Genomic DNA, 17,987 nt, shown 5'->3' with positions numbered 1-17,987 from the left:
TTCCCATGTCCATAGTCAAGACCGCGGTTTCGGTTTCCGCCCTGTGCGCGCTCGGCACCGCCGCTGCCGCCCGCGACCAAGTGCAGATCGCCGGGTCGTCCACCGTCCTGCCCTATGCCTCCATCGTGGCCGAGGCGTTCGGCGAGAACTTCGACTTCCCCACACCGGTCGTCGAATCGGGAGGGTCCTCCGCTGGCCTCAAGCGCTTCTGCGAGGGCGTGGGCGAGAACACGATCGACATTGCGAACGCTAGCCGTGCGATCCGCGAGCGTGAGATCGAGGAATGCGCTGCCAATGGCGTGACCGACATCATCGAGGTCCGCATCGGATATGACGGCATCGTCTTCGCCAGCCGGCAGGACGGTCCCGCCTTCGACGCGTTCACCCCCGCGCAGTGGTATCAGGCGCTGGCCGCCGAGATCCCGGGCGAGGACGGCACGATGGCCGCGAACCCCAACGCCAACTGGTCCGACGTCGATCCGAGCCTGCCCGATGCGCCGATCCTGGCGTTCATCCCCGGTACGAAGCATGGCACCCGCGAGGTCTTCGAGGAGAAGGTCCTGCTGCAGGGGTGCGAAGATACCGGCGCCATGGAACGGATGATGTCCGCCGGCATGGACGAGGACGGCGCCGAGGAGGCGTGCATGTCGGTCCGCACGGACGGCAGCAGCGTCGACATCGACGGCGATTACACCGAGACGCTGGCCCGGATCGAATCAGACCCGAACGGCGTCGGCGTGTTTGGCCTGTCGTTCTACGAGAACAACACCAGCGTCCTGAAGGTGGCTACGATGAACGACGTGTCGCCATCGACGGAAACCATCGCCTCGGGCGAGTACCCGGTTTCGCGACCGCTCTACTTCTACATCAAGCAAGCTCACATGGACGCGATCCCCGGTCTTCGGGAATACGCGTCCTTCTTCGTGAGCAACGACATCGCGGGTCCTGGTGGCCCCCTGTCGGACTATGGTTTGACCCCGGACCCTGAACTGTCCGCCACCCAGGACGTGGTCGCCAGCGAAACGGTCATGAACTGATGCCCGTGCGGGCCGATCGTCATGGTTGGCCCGCAACCTGCCGCCCCGGCCGAAAGTCGCCGACATGCCGTTGATCTGGATACTCGCGATCCTAGCCCTCCTGGGGGGTGTCGCCTATTGGCTGGCGCGACGACGTGCCATGTCCAGCGGCGGCGGCGATGCACGGGTGCTGCATTCGCTGCCGAACTACTACGGCGTGCATGGCGCGCTGCTCGCGCTGGCCCCAGCGCTTCTGATCCTGGCGCTGTGGCTGCTGACACAGCCGATGCTGCTCTATCGCTCGGTCGCTGCCGACATTCCCCTTCTGACGATCTCCGCATTCGGCACGGTCGATCTGGTCATGTCCGACGTCCGCCGCGTGGCGGAGGGGCTCGACGTCGCAGTCGGTGCGGGCCTCCTGACGTCCCAGCAGATGACGTCGGCCGGTCCGACCGAGATCGAGGCCGCGCTGGATGAGATCGGGGTCGCGTTGGGGTCTCAACTGACGCCCCCCGTGCTGGACGCCGCGCGCGACTATCGCGGGGCCGATGCGGTGCTGCGATGGGGCATGATCGCGGTCGTCGTCGCCGCCGCCCTGATCGGCGGAGCGATCGCCGTGTATCGGACCGACCGCGACTTCCGTGCCCGCAACATCGTGGAACGAAGCATCCTGGTTCTGCTGGCCGCCGCCGCGACCGTCGCCATTCTCACGACGCTTGGCATCGTGCTGTCGATGCTGTTCGAGACGATGAACTTCTTCTCGCAATACCCAGCGCACGAGTTCTTCTTCGGAACGACCTGGTCGCCCAGCTTCAGCGGACGCGGCGGGTTGTCCGAACTGGGGATCATCCCGCTGCTGTGGGGGACGCTGTATATCAGTCTGATCGCTTTGCTAGTGGCCGTTCCGATCGGCTTGTTCGCTGCGATCTATCTTTCGGAGTACGCCGGACCAAAGCTGCGATCCTTCGCGAAGCCGCTGATCGAGGTTCTCGCCGGAATACCCACGATCGTGTACGGCCTGTTCGCCCTGATCACGGTCGGGCCGATGCTGCGGGACGTGATCGCGCAGCCGTTGGGACTGGGCAATTCGGCATCGTCGGTGATGACGGCGGGCCTCGTTATGGGGATCATGTTGATCCCCTTCGTGTCCAGTCTGTCCGACGACATCATCAACGCGGTGCCGCAGGCCATGCGCGACGGCTCGCTGGGTCTCGGCTCCACCCAGTCGGAAACGATACGCCGCGTGGTCATTCCCGCCGCCCTGCCGGGTATCGTCGGTGCCATCTTGCTGGCCGCGTCGCGCGCCATCGGCGAGACAATGATCGTCGTGCTCGGGGCGGGCGCCGCGGCCCGCCTGGATCTGAACCCGTTCGAGGCGATGACCACCGTTACGGTGAAGATCGTGAGCCAGTTGACCGGCGATACCGACTTCGCCTCGCCGGAAACGCTGGTCGCCTTCGCCCTGGGCCTGACGCTGTTCGTCATCACCCTGGGGCTGAACGTCCTGGCCCTCTACATCGTGCGCACGTACCGGGAGCAGTACGAATGACGGATACCGCCCCAGTCCCGGTGCCCGAGCGCCGCAACGGGTCGCTGATGACCTCGGATCGGCGGACTGCTCGCCGGAACGCCGCGGAGAAACGGTTCCGCCTCTATGGGTTGGCCGCCATCGGCGTGGCGGCGACCGCTCTCGTCATTCTTCTCGCATCGATCCTCGCCGGCGGGCTTTCCGCGTTCCAACAGACGACGATCCAGTTGCAGGTCGAGCTGCCGGCGGAACGCCTCGATCCCGAAGGGAACCGGATCCCCGTCGAGATGGCCTCGGTCACGACGTTCGGTTATGCGCCGCTCCTGCGCGATGCGATGGTCGCCACTCTGGCCGATGCGGGCATCGAGACCGATCTGGACGCAAGCGACCTAGCCGACATGGTGTCCGACGAGTCGGTGGCGCAGTTGCGCAACTATGTTCTCGCCAACCCAGAGGTCGTCGGCTCGACGATCCCGGTGGAGGTGCTGGCCAGCGGGCGGATCGACGGCTATTACAAGGGCCGCGTCACCGCGTTGACGGCGGAGCTGGATCGCAACGTCGACCCCGCGCAGCTCGTGCTGGCGGATGCGCTGAAGGATGCCGGCCTGCTTGAGACCGGCTTCAACTGGCGGTTCCTGACATGGCCGGATGCCTCCGACACCAGGCCGGAGGCGGCGGGATTGGGCGTCGCGATTCTGGGGTCGCTCTACATGATGCTGATCGTGTTGTGCCTTGCGCTGCCTATCGGCGTGGCGGCCAGCATCTATCTGGAGGAGTTCGCCCCTCAGAATCGCCTGACCGACATCATCGAGGTGAACATCTCGAACCTGGCCGCAGTGCCATCGATCGTGTTCGGCATCCTGGGCCTCGCCATCTTCATCAACTGGGTGGGCCTGCCGCAATCGGCGCCCATCGTCGGGGGGCTGGTCCTGACGCTGATGACGTTGCCCACCATCATAATCGCCACCCGGGCCGCCCTGAAGGCCGTGCCGCCGTCCATCCGCGATGCGGCCCTGGGGCTGGGCGCCAGCCGCATGCAGGCGGTGTTCCATCACGTCCTTCCGCTCGCGATGCCGGGCATCCTGACGGGCACGATCATCGGGTTGGCTCAGGCCCTGGGCGAGACCGCGCCGCTGCTGCTGATCGGCATGGTCGCCTTCGTGCGCGAATACCCCGACGCGCCGCCCGAGGGTCTGTTCGATCCGGCCTCCGCCTTGCCGGTCCAGGTGTTCAATTGGACGCAGCGGTCGGATCCGGCCTTCGTCGAGCGCGCATCGGGGGCGATCATCGTCTTGCTTCTGTTCCTATTCCTCATGAACCTGACGGCGATCTTCCTGCGCCGCCGGTTCGAGCGCCGGTGGTGACGCCATGAACGACATGAGACTGACCGAAAGGGCCACCCAGATGCACGACACCAAGATCGCGGCACGCGGGGTGGACGTGTTCTATGGGGACACACATGCGATCAAGTCGGTCGACGTTGAGATCGCCGACAAGACGGTGACCGCGTTCATCGGTCCGTCCGGTTGCGGCAAGTCGACCTTTCTGCGCTGCATCAACCGAATGAACGACACGATCCCCATCGCCCGGGTGGAGGGGGAGATCCTTATCGACGGTGAGGACATCCACGATCCCAGGGTCGATCCGGTCCAATTGCGGGCCAAGGTGGGCATGGTCTTCCAGAAGCCGAACCCGTTTCCGAAGTCGATCTACGACAACGTCGCCTATGGCCCGCGCATCCACGGCCTGTCGCGGAACAAGGCCGACCTGGACGTCATCGTCGAGGACGCGCTTCGGAAGGCGGCGCTGTGGGACGAGGTGAAGGACCGCCTGGCCGCCCCCGGCACCGGACTATCGGGGGGACAGCAGCAGCGCCTGTGCATCGCGCGCGCGGTCGCGACCGGACCCGAGATCCTGCTGATGGACGAGCCTTGCAGCGCGCTGGACCCCATCGCGACCGATCAGGTGGAGAACCTGATCCATGAGCTTCGGCGCAACTTCAGCGTCGTCATCGTGACGCATTCGATGTCGCAGGCCAGCCGCGTGAGCCAGCGCACGGCCTATTTTCACTTGGGCGAACTGGTGGAGTTCGGGGACACGGGCGACATCTTCACGAACCCGCGTGACCAGCGGACCGAGAACTACATCACCGGCCGGATCGGATAGGCGTCATGAACGACAATCCCCATATCAGTCGGGCCTTCGACCGCGACCTGGAAGCCATCGAGGCGATGATCATGAAGATGGGCGGGCAGGTCGAGGAAGCGATCGGACTGGCACTCGATGCCATGACCGAGGGCGACGTCGAACTGGCCGACCGGGTGCGCCGCGGGGATGCCGCCATCGATGCCGCCGAGCAGCGCGTGAACGAGGAGGCCGCCCGCGTCATCGCCTTGCGCCAGCCGATCGCGACCGACCTGCGCACCGTTCTGACCGTGTTCCGCATCTCCGCCGCGTTGGAACGAATTGCGGATTACGCGAAGAACATGGCGAAACGTACTGAGATCCTTGCGGAACATCATCCGGTCAACGGTGCGATCCCGTCGCTGCGGAGGATGGCGAAGGCGGTGCAGGCGATGTTGAAGGACGCGCTGGATTCGTACCTTCAGCACGATGCCGCGCTGGCGGAGGACGTGCGCAATCGGGACGAGGAGATCGACCAGCTCTACAATGGCCTGTTCCGCCAGTTGCTGACCCACATGATGGAGGATCCGCGCAACATCACCGCCTGCATGCACTTGCACTTCATCGCCAAGAACATCGAACGGATGGGCGATCTGGTGACGGGCATCGCGGAGCAGGTGATCTATCGCGTCACCGGCGAGATGCCGAACGACGAGCGCGTCAAGGCCGACACGACATCAGTCTATGCCGGGCCGCGGGGGGGGGCGAGATGACGCCCCGACCCTCCGTGATGGTGGTCGAGGACGAGGTGCCGCAGCGCGAGATCCTCGTTTATAACCTGGAGGCCGAGGGCTATGCCGTGGCCCAGGCGGATAGCGGCGACGCCGCGCTGGAACTGGCGCGGGAGGATGCCCCCGACCTCATCCTGTTGGACTGGATGCTGCCCCATGTGTCCGGGATCGAGGTGTGCCGACGCCTGAAGGCCCAGTCCCAGACGCGCGACATTCCCGTCATCATGATCTCCGCCCGGTCGGAGGAGGTGGACCGAGTGCGCGGCCTGGAAACGGGGGCCGACGACTATGTCGTGAAGCCCTATTCGGTGGTCGAGTTGATGGCTCGCATCCGGACGCAGCTGCGTCGCACGCGACCCGGTGCCGTCGGCGAGACGTTGATGTTCGGGGATATTTCCGTCGATGCGGGTGCGCACCGCGTCCGCCGCGACGGACGCGAGCTGCATTTGGGGCCGACGGAGTTCCGGCTGCTGACCACGTTCATGGAGCGGCCAGGGCGGGTCTGGTCGCGCGAACAACTGCTCGACCGGGTGTGGGGGCGGGACATCTACGTCGACAGCCGTACGGTGGACGTCCATGTCGGCCGGCTGCGCAAGGCGCTGCGGCAGGCGACGGGCGAAGACGATCCCATTCGGACGGTCCGCGGCGCGGGGTACGCGCTGGGCTGATGTCCTGCGCGATCGATTCGCCAGGCACGGAGCGGGCGGAACGTCTTCCCTTTTTCGGCACCGTGTTGGGTGTGCACCCCCCGTACACCCCCTGTACACCCCCCGTACATACGCAAAGGCACCGTCGTCGGTCGGCATTGCGGTATGCCGGGCCGCTTCGAACGGGGGGCGGTGTCCGGCGGTCAGCGCTGTGAGCATCGCATCGATCCGTCCGTGCCGGACCAGCCCTCCGCGCGCGTTATGCACCCCCTTTGAATATGCGACCTCGCCGTGTGTAGTTGGTCCGAGGTTCCCGAGTGTCGTTCCGTACGGGGGCGGTAAACGGTGGTTCGAACGGCCAGACCGCGCTTCGGGTCGCGCCATTATGCATAAGACCGGACCTCCGCTCCGGCGGGCATCCCATTCGGTTCCGGCCGGCCCGACCGGGGGGGGGCGGTCAGGCGGTGCGTTCAGGGGCGAAGGCGTGGGCGTGGCGTTCGCGGAGGACCTTCTTCTGGACCTTGCCCATCGTGTTCCGCGGCAGCGCGTCGATCAGGTCGATGCGCCGGGGCTGCTTGAACCGTGCGAGCGTATCGGACAGGGCCGCCCCGAGGGCGTCGGGGTCGGGCGACGCGCCGGGCTGTGGCACCACGACGGCGTACACGGCTTCGCCCATGTCGGGATGGGGCACGCCGAACACGGCGGATTCGAGGACGCCGGGTAGGGCGTCGAGGGCTTCCTCCACCTCCTTGGGATAGACGTTGTAGCCACCGGTGATGACGAGGTCCTTCTCGCGTCCGACGATCGAAAGGTATCCGTCCTCCGACAGACGGCCCAGGTCGCCGGTGACGAACCAGCCGTCGGGGCCCAGTTCCTCCGCCGTCTTGTCGGGCAGGTTCCAATAACCTGGGAACACGTTCGGGCCGCGCACCTCGACCATTCCGGTCTCGCCCGCGGGCAGGGGCGTGCGGCCGTCGCCGGTGACGCGGATCTCGACCCCTGGCAGGGGGGGGCCCACGGTCCCCGGGCGGCGGTCGCCGTCGTAGGGGTTCGACGCGTTCATGTTGGTTTCCGTCATCCCATAGCGTTCGAGGATCCGGTGTCCAGTCGCGTCCGTCCAGGCACGGTGGGTTTCGGGCAGCATGGGCGCGGAGCCGGACACGAAGAGGCGCATCCCCGCCGCCACGTCACGCGACAGGCCGGGATGGTCGAGGAGGCGGGTGTAGAAGGTCGGCACGCCCATCAGGACGCTCGCCCGCGCCATGTCGGCCAGCACCGTGTCCGGATCGAAGCGGTCGTGGAAGATCATCGAGGAACCGGCTGCGAGCGTCACGTTCGTCGCAACGAACAGGCCGTGGGTGTGGAAGATCGGCAGGGCGTGGATCAGCACGTCGTTCGGAGTGAACCGCCAGGCGTCGGCAAGGGTGGTGGCGTTCGACAGAAGGTTGTCGTGCGTCAGCATCGCCCCCTTAGACCGCCCCGTGGTGCCGGAGGTGTAGAGGATCGCGGCGAGGTCGTCCGGGCCCCGGGTGGCGATCGCGGCCGGTTCGGCCGCGTCGATGCGGGACGCCAGGTCGGCGAGCGTGACGGCACGCGCGCCGAAGCGTTTTGCGACGGGGGCGATGCCGTCCCGGTTCGCGGCGTCGCAGGCCACCAGCGTGGCCCCGGAATCGGACACGAAGTGGTCCAACTCGGCCGCCGTGTAGGCGGTGTTGAGCGGCAGGAAGACGTGCCCGCCCCGCAAGGACGCTGCATAAAGGGCCAGCGCGTCGGGGTGCTTTGCCACCTGCACCGCCACCCGGTCGCCGGGTGCGAGACCGGTATCGGATAGGACTGTGGCCAACCGGGCCGCGCGATCGGCGAAGTCGGCGAAGGTCCAGGCTCCACCCCCCGGCCTGTGGAGGAACGGACGATCCGATCCGGCGTGGCGGCCGATCAGGGCGTCGTAGGCGTGGTTCGCGGTCATCGGACCTCCTCCGCTTTCGGGGGGCGGGCATCGGCATCCGCCACGAGGGACCGCACGGACGCGCTGGCCGCGATCTCGCCCGTCTCGGAGAAGCGGCGGTGGTTCCCCGCGATCTCCGGCCGGTCGTAGAGGTAGTTGACCATCGCGCCCCAGGACTGCGCACGGCCCCGTGACGTCGTGTCGGCGTCGGCGTGGATCGCATGGAGACGTGCGCCGTTGCCGAGGTGGAACCGTGCGACCGGGTCACGTGGTTCGCCGGACGTGGTCTTCGCACGCATGAGATAGCGGGCGGCCAGGCGGCGGACGGCGTCGCCCCGGTCGGGTGCGGGCAGGCCTTCGGCTTCGGCCCAGCGTACGAGTCCGGGGACGGGCGACAGGGTGACGAAGGTGGACAGGCCGGGCAGTGCGACGCGCAGGTCGGCGACCACCTGCTTGATGAGCGAGTTCCCGAACGAGATCCCCGACAGGCCTGGCTGGCAGTTCGAGATGGAATAGAAGCATGCCGTGTCCGCCTCCGCCGCCGGGATGGGCGTGCGGTCGGGCGACAGGATGTCCTGCACGGAGTCGGGCGTGCCCCGGGTCAGCGCGATCTCGACGAAGATCAGCGGCTCGTCGGGCATGGCGGGGTGGAAGAAGGCGAAGCAGCGCCGGTCGGGGGGATGCAGTCGGCGGCGCAGGTCCGACCAGCCGCCGATGTCGTGCACGGCCTCGTACTGTATGATCTTCTCAAGCAGGGCGGCGGACGTTTCCCAGGTGATGGGACGCAGCACGAGGAAGCCGCGGTTGAACCAGGACGACAGGAGATGCCGGAAATCCTCGTCCAGGGCCGACAGGGCGGGGGCGTCGGGTCCGCCTTCCGCGATCAGGCGGCGCAGGTCGGCGCGGATATCGACGATGCGGCCGGTCGCGTCGGTGACGCGGTTGATGCGGCGGATCAGATCCTGCCGGGGGGGTTCGGCGGCGGCGGCGAAGGCGCGATAGGTGTCGCGCCCCGGCGCGCGGGCATAGGCGTCGACGGCGTCGCGCACCGCGTCGCGGTCCACGTCCATGTCGCGCGCGAGCGACAGGAACAGGGCACGCTTGCCCGCGTCGTCCTGTTCGCCGTAGCGCGCGAGGAGGCGGGCCGCGAGGTCGCGCTGCGCATCCTCGCCCGGGGCGTTCATCAACGCGCGTGCCAGTTCGGACGGGGCGCGGCGGTCGTCGCCGTCCACCGGCAGGGGGTCCACCCGGCGCCGGTCGAACAACCCCGACAGGAGGTCGGCCAGCACGCTCACAGCGCTTGGCCCATGACCGCGTCGGGCAGCCAGGTCGCGATGCCCGGAAACACGCACAGGAGCAGGATCGCCACGACCATGCAGCCCACGAAGGGGAGCGAACCGGTCAGGATGGTCTTGAGCTTGATGTCGGGTGCGATGCCGTTGATCACGTAAAGGTTCAAGCCCACGGGCGGCGAGATCAGCCCGATCTCCATGTTGATGGTCAGGATCACCGCGAACCAGATCGGGTCGAACCCCGCCGTGGTGATGATCGGCAGCAGGATCGGCGCGGCCATCAGGATGACCGCCACGGGGGGCAGGAAGAACCCCGCCACCAGAAGGAACAGGTTTACGGCGCCCATCAGGATCCACCGGTTGACTTCCAGCGTCCCGATCCACTGTGCGATGGACTGCGTGATGAAGAGCGACGACAGCATGTAGGAGAACACGCCCGCCGCGCCGATGATGAACAGGATCATCACCGATTCCCGCGTCGTGTCACGCAGGACGTCCCAAAGCTTCACGGGGGACCACAGCTTGTAGATCACCATCGCGATGATCAGGCACAGCAGCGCGCCGATGGCTGCGGTCTCGGACGGCGTCGCGATGCCGCCGTACATCGCGTAGAGGACGCCCAGGATGATCGCGATGAAGGGCAGGACGCGGGGCAGGACCTCCAACCGCTGGCGCAGGGTATAGGTGGTGGGCGCCAGCACGGCCGCGTCGCCCGACCGCCACGTCGCGTAGAGCGACCAGGCCATGAACAGCCCCACGAGCAGGAGGCCCGGGAAGACGCCGGCGAGGAACAGGCGACCGATCGATGTCTCGGTTGCGATGCCGTAGACGATCATCGTGACGGAGGGCGGGATCAGGATGCCCAGGGTGCCGCCCGCCGCGATGGAGCCCGCCGCGATGCCGTCGGGATAGCCGCGCTTGCGCATCTCCGGGATGCCCATCTTGCCGATGGCCGCGCAGGTCGCGGGCGATGACCCTGACATGGCCGAGAAGAGCGCGCAGGCGCCCAGGTTCGACACGACCAGGCCGCCTGGCACGCGGGTCAGCCAACGCTCCAGCGCCTCGTAGAGGTCGGCGCCCGCGCGGGTCGAAGCGATGGACGCGCCCATGAGGATGAACATGGGAATGGCCAGCAGCGCGAAGTTGTCGAGCTTGCCGAACATGATCTCCGGCATCAGCTCGAGGCTGCGCATCCCGTCGAAGATCACGAGGAACAAGCCCGACACGATCAGGAGGCCGATGGCCACCGACACGCCGGAGAAGAGCACGACGATCGTGGCCACGGCCACGAGCAGTCCCAGGAGGAGGGGGTCCATGGACGCTAGTCCTCCAATCCGTAGGGGGCATCATGGCCCAGTGCCACGGCCACGAGGTCGGCCACGAGCTGCAGCAACAGCAGGCCTAGGCCCACGATCAGGGACAGGTAGGGGATCCACAGGCGCACGCCCCAGATCGTGTCCGACCGCCAGTTGCGGGAAAAGGCCAGATGCCAGAACTCCGCGGCGTAGAACAGCATGACGGCGACGATCAGGATCGACAGGCCCATCGTGACGTAGAACATCGCCCGCCGTGCGCCTCCCTTCAGGGCCAGGGGGATCAGGTCCACGTTTACGTGGCCGCGCAGGCGCTGGACGTAGGGCAGCCCCACCAGGGTCGCGGCGATCATCAGGTAGATCACGGATTCCGTCTGCCAGACCGTCGACTGGTTCAGGACGAAGCGCACGAAGATCATCTGGCAGGTGACCGCCACGGCAGCGACGATCATCGCGGCGGAAGCCCATCCGGCCAGCGTGCTGATCCAGCCCACGGTGCGCAGGAACGGGTTGCCCCCGTCGCGCGCGGCCTGGGCGTGGGAGGCGGTTGCCATGTCGAGGCCTTCCGGTTCGGGAACGGTCATCCCCGGGCCTGACCCGGGGATGACGATACGGTGGATCAGTCCACCGACAGGGCAAGGTCGAGAAGTTCCTGCCCGTCGGGCGTTTCCTCCACGAAGGCCTTGTACGACGTCTCCTGCGCGAGGGCGCGCCAAGCGTCGAACTCTTCCTGCGTCATCTCGGCGATCTCGACGCCGTTCTCGCGGAACGTTTCGGCGGAGGCGGCGTCCTGCAACTTCGCTTCCTCCAGATAGAACGCCTGCGCCTGGGCGGCGGCGTCCATCAGGGCGGTCTGCTGCTCCTCCGACAGGGACTGGTAGGCGGAGCGGTTCATCAGCAGGGGCTGGTACATGAACCACAGCGCGTACTCGCCCGCGGGCGTGTAGCAGGCGACCTGCTCGTAGATGCGGTAGGACACGAAGGACGACGAGGACGTGTTCGCCGCATCCAGCACGCCCGTCTGCATCGCGTTGTAGATCTCGGACGAGGCCATGGACGCGATGGATGCGCCGGCGCCCGCGAGCATCTGCTCGAACGCCTTGCCGGCCGCGCGGGTCTGGAGCCCCTCGATGTCCTCGGGCGCGGTGATGCAGCCGTCCTTGCCCGCGAATCCACCGGCGAGGTAGCCATGGACGAGGACCATGACGTCATCCTCCGCCAGCTTGTCCTCGATCCGGGCCATGAACTCGGACTCGTTCAGGCGCGCGGCGTGGTCGTGGTTCTTCACCAGCCCCGGCATCAGGGTCAGGTTGAAGGCGGGCTGGCGACCGCCCGCATAGGACAGGGGCAGGACCGTCATGTCGAGCTGGCCGCGCGACAGCGGCTGGTACTGCTCCCGCGCCTTAAACAGGGACGCGGACGGGAAGATCGTGATGTCGATCCCGTCATCGGCCACCTCGTCTGCGATCATCTGCGCGACCTGATGGCGGACGTCGGACGTCGACCATTGGTGGGACAGGCGGAACTCGGCCGCGGCGGCGGGCAGGGCCAGTGCGGCCGCCGCGAATGCGGCGAGCGTCGTCTTCGTCTTCATGTCATCCTCCCATGGGCCCGGTTCGTGTCGGACTCGCCCCGACGTTGGGCCATGCTCGCATCCCCTGTCAACGATCTTGCATACAAGAGCGCCCGTATTGCACGCATGGCGTCGGATGGTATGGTTCGGGGCATGGAGCAAAAGCGGTCCGAAACCATCGCCGACGCGGTCGAGGAGATGATCCTGTCGGGGGCCTTCGCCGACGGGGCGCGGTTGGACGAAGTGACGTTGGCGGGTCGCTTCGGCGTATCGCGCACCCCCGTGCGCGAGGCGATGCAGCGCCTGTCCCTGTCCGGTCTGGTGGAGCTTCGCCCGCGACGGGGCGCGTTCGTGCGCCAGCCCGGACCGATCGAAATGCTGGAGATGTTCGAGGTCATGGCCGAGCTGGAGGGGGTCTGCGCGCGGCTCGGGGCCTCGCGGATCGAGGACGGCGCCCTGAATGCGCTGGAAGCGGCGAACGCGGCGTGCGCAATTGCGGCGGAGGCGGGGGACGCGGACGCTTATTACCGCGCGAACGAGGGGTTCCACCACCGCCTGTACGCGGAGTCGGGGAACCGGTTCCTGGCGGGGGAGGCCCTGCGCCTGCACCGACGCCTGCAACCGTACCGCCGCCTGCAGCTTCGCCTCCGGGGCCGGATGGCGCAGTCCCTCGCCGAGCACGCGGCCATCGTCGCGGCCCTGCGCGCGGGTGACGGGGATCGGGCGGCGAAGGCAGTCTACGACCACGTCGCAGTGCAGGGCGAGAAGTTCCGCCGGCTGATGCGCACGTTCCCGAACGACGACGCGGCCTGACGGGGGGTGGACGGCGCGGCGCGACGTGGCATGGTGGCTATGCAATCGCGGCGGGGAGGGCGCGCATGACCACGATGACCACGGACCCGACGCCACGGACGGGTGAGCTGATCCGGGCCCTGCCGTTCTGGCTGTGCCTACTGAACCTGCCCCTGGTGGCTTTGGCGGCGCATGCCGGCGGTTGGACCGTGGCGCTGCCCGCCCTCTATGCCTGGGGGGCGTTCTCGGTCATGGACGCGGTGGCGGGACACGACGAAGCGAACCTTGACCCGGCCACGCCCGACGGCGCGTTGGTGTGGTACCGGCGGGTGACGCTGATCTGGCTGCCGGTGCAGTTGGTCCTGATCTATGGGACGTTGGCGTACGTCACCGCGACGGGCCACCTGTCGGCCTGGGAGGAGGTCGCGGTTTTCGCGGGCGTAGGGGTGGCCACGGGCACGATCGGCATCACCTATGCCCACGAGTTGATGCATCAGAAGCCCCGGTCGGAGCGTTGGCTCGCCGACCTTCTGTTGGCGACGGTGCTGTATTCGCATTTCCGGTCCGAGCATCTGCTGGTCCACCACCGTCACGTGGCCACGCCGAGGGATCCCGCGACGGCCCGGTTCGGCGAGGCGTTCTGGACCTTCCTGCCGCGCGTGCTGGTCCAGAGCGCCGTGTCCGCCTGGCGGGCCGAAAGGGGCATGTTGGCCCGCAAGGGATTGTCGGTGCATCATCGGTCGAACCCGTTCTGGCGCTATGCCGCGCTGCAAGGCGCCGCGCTGATGCTGGCCCTGCTGATCGGCGGCTGGTGGGGGCTGGCGCTGTTCGGGGTGCAGGCGGTCGTGGCCGTGTTCCAACTGGAGTTGGTGAACTACGTCGAGCATTATGGGCTGGTGCGCCGGAAACTGGGCGAGGGCCGCTTCGAGCCGACGCGCCCGCATCATTCCTGGAACGCACCGCACAAGGCGTCGAACTGGCTGTTGATCAACTTGCAGCGGCATTCGGACCACCACTACAAGCCGGACCGCCGGTTCCCGCTGCTTCAGACCTATTCGCCGGAGGAGGCACCGCAGATGCCCCACGGCTATCCGTTCATGACGATCGCGGCGCTGGTCCCGCAGCTATGGCGCTGGATGATGGATCGGCGCGTGCGCGAATGGCGGGCGCGGCACTATCCGGAGGTCGACGATTGGTCCGGGTCCGGCGGGGTGGAATATCCGGTCCGCTGATGGAGATCCAACGGACAGGGCACGACGTTCGCTTGCCCGGTAGGAGCATGGGATTGCAGTGCTGCAGCTTGACGGTCCGCGATCGTCGCGTGCTATGTTGATAAAACGATAAACTAGCTTGGTCGGCGTCATCCCTGGCGTTCGGCCCGGGCCCGGAACGGGTCCCAGCGGGGAGGAACGACATGTTCGCGAAGACGATCACGGCGACGGCGGTCGCGGCCTTGGCCACGGCGCTGACGGCGACCGCAGGCTTGGCGCAGCAGGAACTGGCCGCATCCATCGACGGTCCGGTCGAGACGGGGCAGGGGCAGGGCCTGGTCCGGTTCGGCGAGATCCTGGAGGATCTGACGGACGGCGCGCTGACGGTCCGGGTGTTCCCGAACGGTCAGTTGGGCACCGGCGCGGAGATCTTCGAGCTAATGGAAGCGGGGCAGGTCGCGATGGTGACGACGGCGCCCGGCTATCTGGCCGAGTTCGCGCCCCAGGTGCAGGCGCTGGTCGTGCCGTTCGTGTTCCGCGACTTCGAGCATTGGGAATCGGTCGTCAGCGGCCCCCTGGGCGAGGAGATCGCGCAGATCGTCGCCGACGAAACGGACGCACTCGTCCTGGGCTATTTCGGGGGGTCGATCCGCAACCTCGTGTCGTCGCAGCCGGTCGAGACCGCAGCCGACATGGAGGGCCTGCGCGTCCGCCTGCATCCCGCCGCCGTACAGGTGAAGGCGTGGGAGGCGCTGGGCGTCGTGCCCACGGTGATGGCCTATGGCGAGATCTATTCCGGCCTGCAGCTCGGCGTGGTCGACGGGCTGGAGAACGAGGCCGAATGGGTCCTGCGGATGAAGTTCTACGAGCAAGCCCCGACCTACGTGCAGACCGAGCACGAGTTCGTGACGCGTCCGCTGATGTTCTCGCAGCAGGTGTTCGATGGTCTGACGCCCGAACAGCAGGAGGCCGTGATGGAGGCCGGGCGCCAGGCATCGGCGTATCAGCGCGAGTTGGAGCATCAGTTCGACACCGAGTCGAAGGTAACGCTGCGCGACGAGCACGGTGTTTCCCTGGTGGAGGTCGACAAGGCAGCCATCCAGGCGGATGTGTCAGCAGCACTCGAACCCGTGATCGCGGAACTCGGGCTGGGCGACATGGTGGAGCGGATCCGCGCGGCCCAATAGGGGGCGCGATCCGGTGTCCGAGGGCGGCACCCTCGACGCGATGCTGCCGCCCGGGTATTCGTTCGACGATGCCGCGGATCTTCCCGTCACGGTGGTGGACGGGCGGCGGCTGCACACGATGTGGGTCGCCGCCCAGCACCTAGCCGATTGCCTGGAACACGACGGCCCACGGGCCCGCGACCGGGCAACGCGGATCGCCGCTCGGATGCCGGCGTTCCGGGACCCTGATCCCACATCGCCGACCCTAGGCAACCTGCGCTGGGAGTTTGAGGACGCGGCCGTGGAGGATCTGAACGCTGCGGTGTTCTTCGCGATCCGCATCGCGCCCGCGCTTCACCGGCATGCCGACCGTCTGGGAGAGGGGCCGACCGCCGCGCTGCGGGACACGTTGCGGGGCGCCATGGACGCGGTCGCGCGGATCGACGTCGGACCGGACTATACCAACATCGCCGTGCAGTCGGCCGCCTCCCTGATCGTGGGCGGCGGCGTGCTGGACGATCCGGGCCTGCAAGCCCTGGGGGCGGACCGGTTGGCGGTCTGGCATCACGGCATGGCCGATGCCGGTTGCGCGCACGAGTTCAACGCCCCCGTCTATGCGGACATGACCATCCGGGCGCTTGGGATCGTCGAGCGGCTGGGCGACGATACCCGGGCGGCGCGGCTGGCCCGCCACGCGCGGTTGCGGCTGGTGCTTTCGGCCGCCCTGGCGATCCATCCGGAAACGGGTCGCATGGCGCCGCCCCATGCCCGAGCCTACGCGCCGGCGCTGCTGGGCCGTACCCCGCCCGAGCGCCTGATGCTGGAGGAATGGGTCGGCGAGGGGCTGGCGCCGGACTGGGCTGCCTCCCTCATGCGGGGGACCGCGGGGTCGGTCCGCGAGACGGCGGATCGAGTCCGCGGCTCGATCGCGTCGTCTCACCACGGACCGGGATACGCGATGGGCACCGCGTCGCGCGATCTGGACACGCAGGCGAACCGCTTCATCGCCGGGCAGACGACGACGTTCGGCCTGCATTACGTCGGGAGGGGCGGGGGGCCGGGGACGATCTTTGCCAAGTACGTGGTGGACGACCTGTGGCTTGGGCGCTGGGCCACGGCGCCAACGCGGCCGGCCGATCAGGTATTCCTGGATGCCGGCGCGTTCATCGGGATGCAGCACGGGTCCCGCGCCCTGCTGGCGTACCGCCCCCACGCGATCGGCGCGACGGTGCCGGTGGGACGGGCGGCTCTGTGCCTGGTGGTGGCGCAGGCGGACCACGTCGCCGGCCTGCTGGTCGATGGCGCGCCGCCGGACCCGGACGGCACGATACCCTTCGGCGCGACGGTGGCGCTGGATCTGGGGCTCGTCCGGGTCGCGGTCCGTTCGCTCGGCGGCAAGGACCTGCAACCGGACGCGGCCGATCGGATCGTTCGCCGGGACGGGATGCTGTCGATGGAGTTCGTCGATTACGACGGGCCGCCCCGGACGTTCTGGCGCCACGCCACGCCGGGGTCCTTCTTCGTCGGCCATCCGCGCTGCGCCCTCGCGGTGTGGGCCGCACCCGCCACGCAGCATGATGGCCTGGCGGCCTTCGCCGCCGCTGCGGCCGCGATGCCGGCGAGCACGGTCTGCGACCCGCCGCGCCGTTCGGATCGCGGACCGCGCCGGTGGACGCTGTCGCTCGGGCAGGGCGACGCGGCGATCGGGATGGAGATCGACCTGCATGCTTGGTCGAGGCGGTCGGCCTGGTCCGGGGACGGAGCCGAAACGGCGCCCATGTTGGCGGCGGACGACGCGCGGGGTGCCCGGGACGGGCATGTGGCACTCGATGACGCGCGGCTTGACGCGCCGCCGGGTCCCGTCTGGTTGGCCCGGATCCCCGGTGGCGGGTGGGTGGCCGCGGCTGCGCCGGGCTTCGCGCGCGGCGACGTGCGGCTGACCCTTCCGGACGGGTCCGCCCTGCGGGTCCGCGACACGGACGGCGCGATCGTGCATCATGACGGGGCGACCGCGCGTCTGCTGGACGCGTCCCCGAATGCGGCCATGACTCACGAAATCGGGGCGTCGGGTGACGGCGCGATGGATATGACACGGGAGGACGCGGCTTGTTCCGACGCATCATGAACGGCACCCTGGCGGGGCTTCTGGCGCTGCTCTGCGTGCTGGTCGCGTATCAGGTGGTGGCCCGCTACGTTCCCGCCATTCCACCGTTCCTTTGGACGGAGGAGATCGCGCGCCTGGCCTTCATGTGGATGATCATGCTGGGCGCGGGGCTGGCCTTCGCCGACGGGTCGCACTTCGCCTTCAACTATCTGCGCGACCGGGCCGGGCGGGTGGGGACGCGTGCGCTGACCATGCTCGCGTTGGCGATCACCCTGGCGGTGATGGCGTTCTTCACCTGGTCCGCCTGGGAGCTGACCGGGCGCGGCTTTTCCCGCCGGTCGCTCGTCACGGGGCTGCCGACGGGCACCGGCTATGCTGCGCTGCTGATGGGCGCCCTCGTATCCGTCGGGGCGCTGCTGATGGTCGCGTGGCGCGTCCTGCGGGGGGGCGCCGCCCCCGAGTCCCCCATCGACGGTGCGGAGTAG

The 17,987-nt window shown here is 68.0% G+C and carries 16 protein-coding genes; 11 read left to right on the top strand and 5 right to left on the bottom strand.

Annotation, left to right across the window (positions count from 1 at the left end; genetic code table 11):
- The first annotated feature begins 5 nt into the window (after positions 1-5).
- The 6 genes from P0084_RS01365 (at position 6) to phoB (ending at position 6,127) form a co-directional block, all read left to right on the top strand.
- On the top strand, positions 6-1,037 hold the full coding sequence (locus tag P0084_RS01365) for a PstS family phosphate ABC transporter substrate-binding protein (RefSeq protein ID WP_308914997.1): 1,032 nt from the start codon (positions 6-8) through the stop codon (positions 1,035-1,037).
- A gap of 64 nt (positions 1,038-1,101) precedes the next feature.
- Positions 1,102-2,565, top strand: coding sequence for a phosphate ABC transporter permease subunit PstC (gene pstC / locus P0084_RS01360; RefSeq protein ID WP_308914996.1), 1,464 nt, complete (start codon positions 1,102-1,104; stop codon positions 2,563-2,565).
- Positions 2,562-3,908: a phosphate ABC transporter permease PstA gene (pstA, locus tag P0084_RS01355; protein ID WP_308914995.1), complete on the top strand. Its 1,347-nt coding sequence runs from the start codon at positions 2,562-2,564 to the stop codon at positions 3,906-3,908. The genes pstC and pstA overlap by 4 nt, the downstream gene beginning before the upstream one ends.
- A 4-nt stretch (positions 3,909-3,912) precedes the next feature.
- Positions 3,913-4,710, top strand: a complete 798-nt coding sequence (gene pstB / locus P0084_RS01350) for a phosphate ABC transporter ATP-binding protein PstB (protein ID WP_308914994.1) — start codon at positions 3,913-3,915, stop codon at positions 4,708-4,710.
- Positions 4,711-4,715: 5 nt separating this feature from the next.
- Complete coding sequence (phoU, locus tag P0084_RS01345) at positions 4,716-5,441, top strand: phosphate signaling complex protein PhoU (protein ID WP_308914993.1); 726 nt, start codon at positions 4,716-4,718, stop codon at positions 5,439-5,441.
- Positions 5,438-6,127, top strand: a complete 690-nt coding sequence (gene phoB / locus P0084_RS01340) for a phosphate regulon transcriptional regulator PhoB (protein WP_308914992.1) — start codon at positions 5,438-5,440, stop codon at positions 6,125-6,127. The genes phoU and phoB overlap by 4 nt, the downstream gene beginning before the upstream one ends.
- A gap of 436 nt (positions 6,128-6,563) precedes the next feature.
- Here phoB and P0084_RS01335 read toward each other — a convergent pair whose 3' ends face one another.
- The 5 genes from P0084_RS01335 to dctP form a co-directional block, all read right to left on the bottom strand.
- Positions 6,564-8,072: a malonate--CoA ligase gene (locus P0084_RS01335; protein WP_308914991.1), complete on the bottom strand. Its 1,509-nt coding sequence runs from the start codon at positions 8,070-8,072 to the stop codon at positions 6,564-6,566.
- A complete protein-coding gene (locus P0084_RS01330) occupies positions 8,069-9,346 on the bottom strand; it encodes a malonyl-CoA decarboxylase (RefSeq protein ID WP_308914990.1) in 1,278 nt (425 codons plus the stop codon). The genes P0084_RS01335 and P0084_RS01330 overlap by 4 nt, the downstream gene beginning before the upstream one ends.
- A complete protein-coding gene (locus P0084_RS01325) occupies positions 9,343-10,659 on the bottom strand; it encodes a TRAP transporter large permease (protein WP_308914989.1) in 1,317 nt (438 codons plus the stop codon). Before P0084_RS01325 ends, P0084_RS01330 begins: the two co-directional genes overlap by 4 nt.
- A gap of 5 nt (positions 10,660-10,664) precedes the next feature.
- The gene (locus P0084_RS01320; protein ID WP_308914988.1) at positions 10,665-11,210 is read right to left on the bottom strand and encodes a TRAP transporter small permease; all 546 of its coding nucleotides are present in this window, start codon (positions 11,208-11,210) and stop codon (positions 10,665-10,667) included.
- 65 nt (positions 11,211-11,275) lie between these two features.
- Positions 11,276-12,250: a TRAP transporter substrate-binding protein DctP gene (gene dctP / locus P0084_RS01315; RefSeq protein ID WP_308914987.1), complete on the bottom strand. Its 975-nt coding sequence runs from the start codon at positions 12,248-12,250 to the stop codon at positions 11,276-11,278.
- Positions 12,251-12,382: 132 nt separating this feature from the next.
- Between dctP and P0084_RS01310 the strand changes: the two genes are divergently transcribed.
- From P0084_RS01310 to P0084_RS01290, 5 genes are all read left to right on the top strand, one after another.
- Positions 12,383-13,042, top strand: a complete 660-nt coding sequence (locus P0084_RS01310; protein ID WP_308914986.1) for a GntR family transcriptional regulator — start codon at positions 12,383-12,385, stop codon at positions 13,040-13,042.
- 65 nt (positions 13,043-13,107) lie between these two features.
- Positions 13,108-14,253 carry an alkane 1-monooxygenase gene (locus P0084_RS01305; protein ID WP_308914985.1) on the top strand — a complete coding sequence of 382 codons (1,146 nt, stop codon included), beginning with the start codon at positions 13,108-13,110 and terminating at the stop codon, positions 14,251-14,253.
- Positions 14,254-14,435: 182 nt separating this feature from the next.
- A complete protein-coding gene (locus tag P0084_RS01300; RefSeq protein WP_308914984.1) occupies positions 14,436-15,419 on the top strand; it encodes a TRAP transporter substrate-binding protein in 984 nt (327 codons plus the stop codon).
- A gap of 13 nt (positions 15,420-15,432) precedes the next feature.
- A complete protein-coding gene (locus P0084_RS01295) occupies positions 15,433-17,523 on the top strand; it encodes a hypothetical protein (protein WP_308914983.1) in 2,091 nt (696 codons plus the stop codon).
- Positions 17,520-17,987, top strand: a complete 468-nt coding sequence (locus P0084_RS01290; RefSeq protein ID WP_308914982.1) for a TRAP transporter small permease — start codon at positions 17,520-17,522, stop codon at positions 17,985-17,987. The genes P0084_RS01295 and P0084_RS01290 overlap by 4 nt, the downstream gene beginning before the upstream one ends.

It is taken from the genome of Jannaschia maritima, from assembly GCF_030973515.1.
Classification (GTDB): domain Bacteria; phylum Pseudomonadota; class Alphaproteobacteria; order Rhodobacterales; family Rhodobacteraceae; genus Jannaschia; species Jannaschia maritima.
The sequence above is the reverse complement of the archived record's forward strand: the minus strand, read 5'-3'. Positions and strand labels throughout refer to the sequence as shown.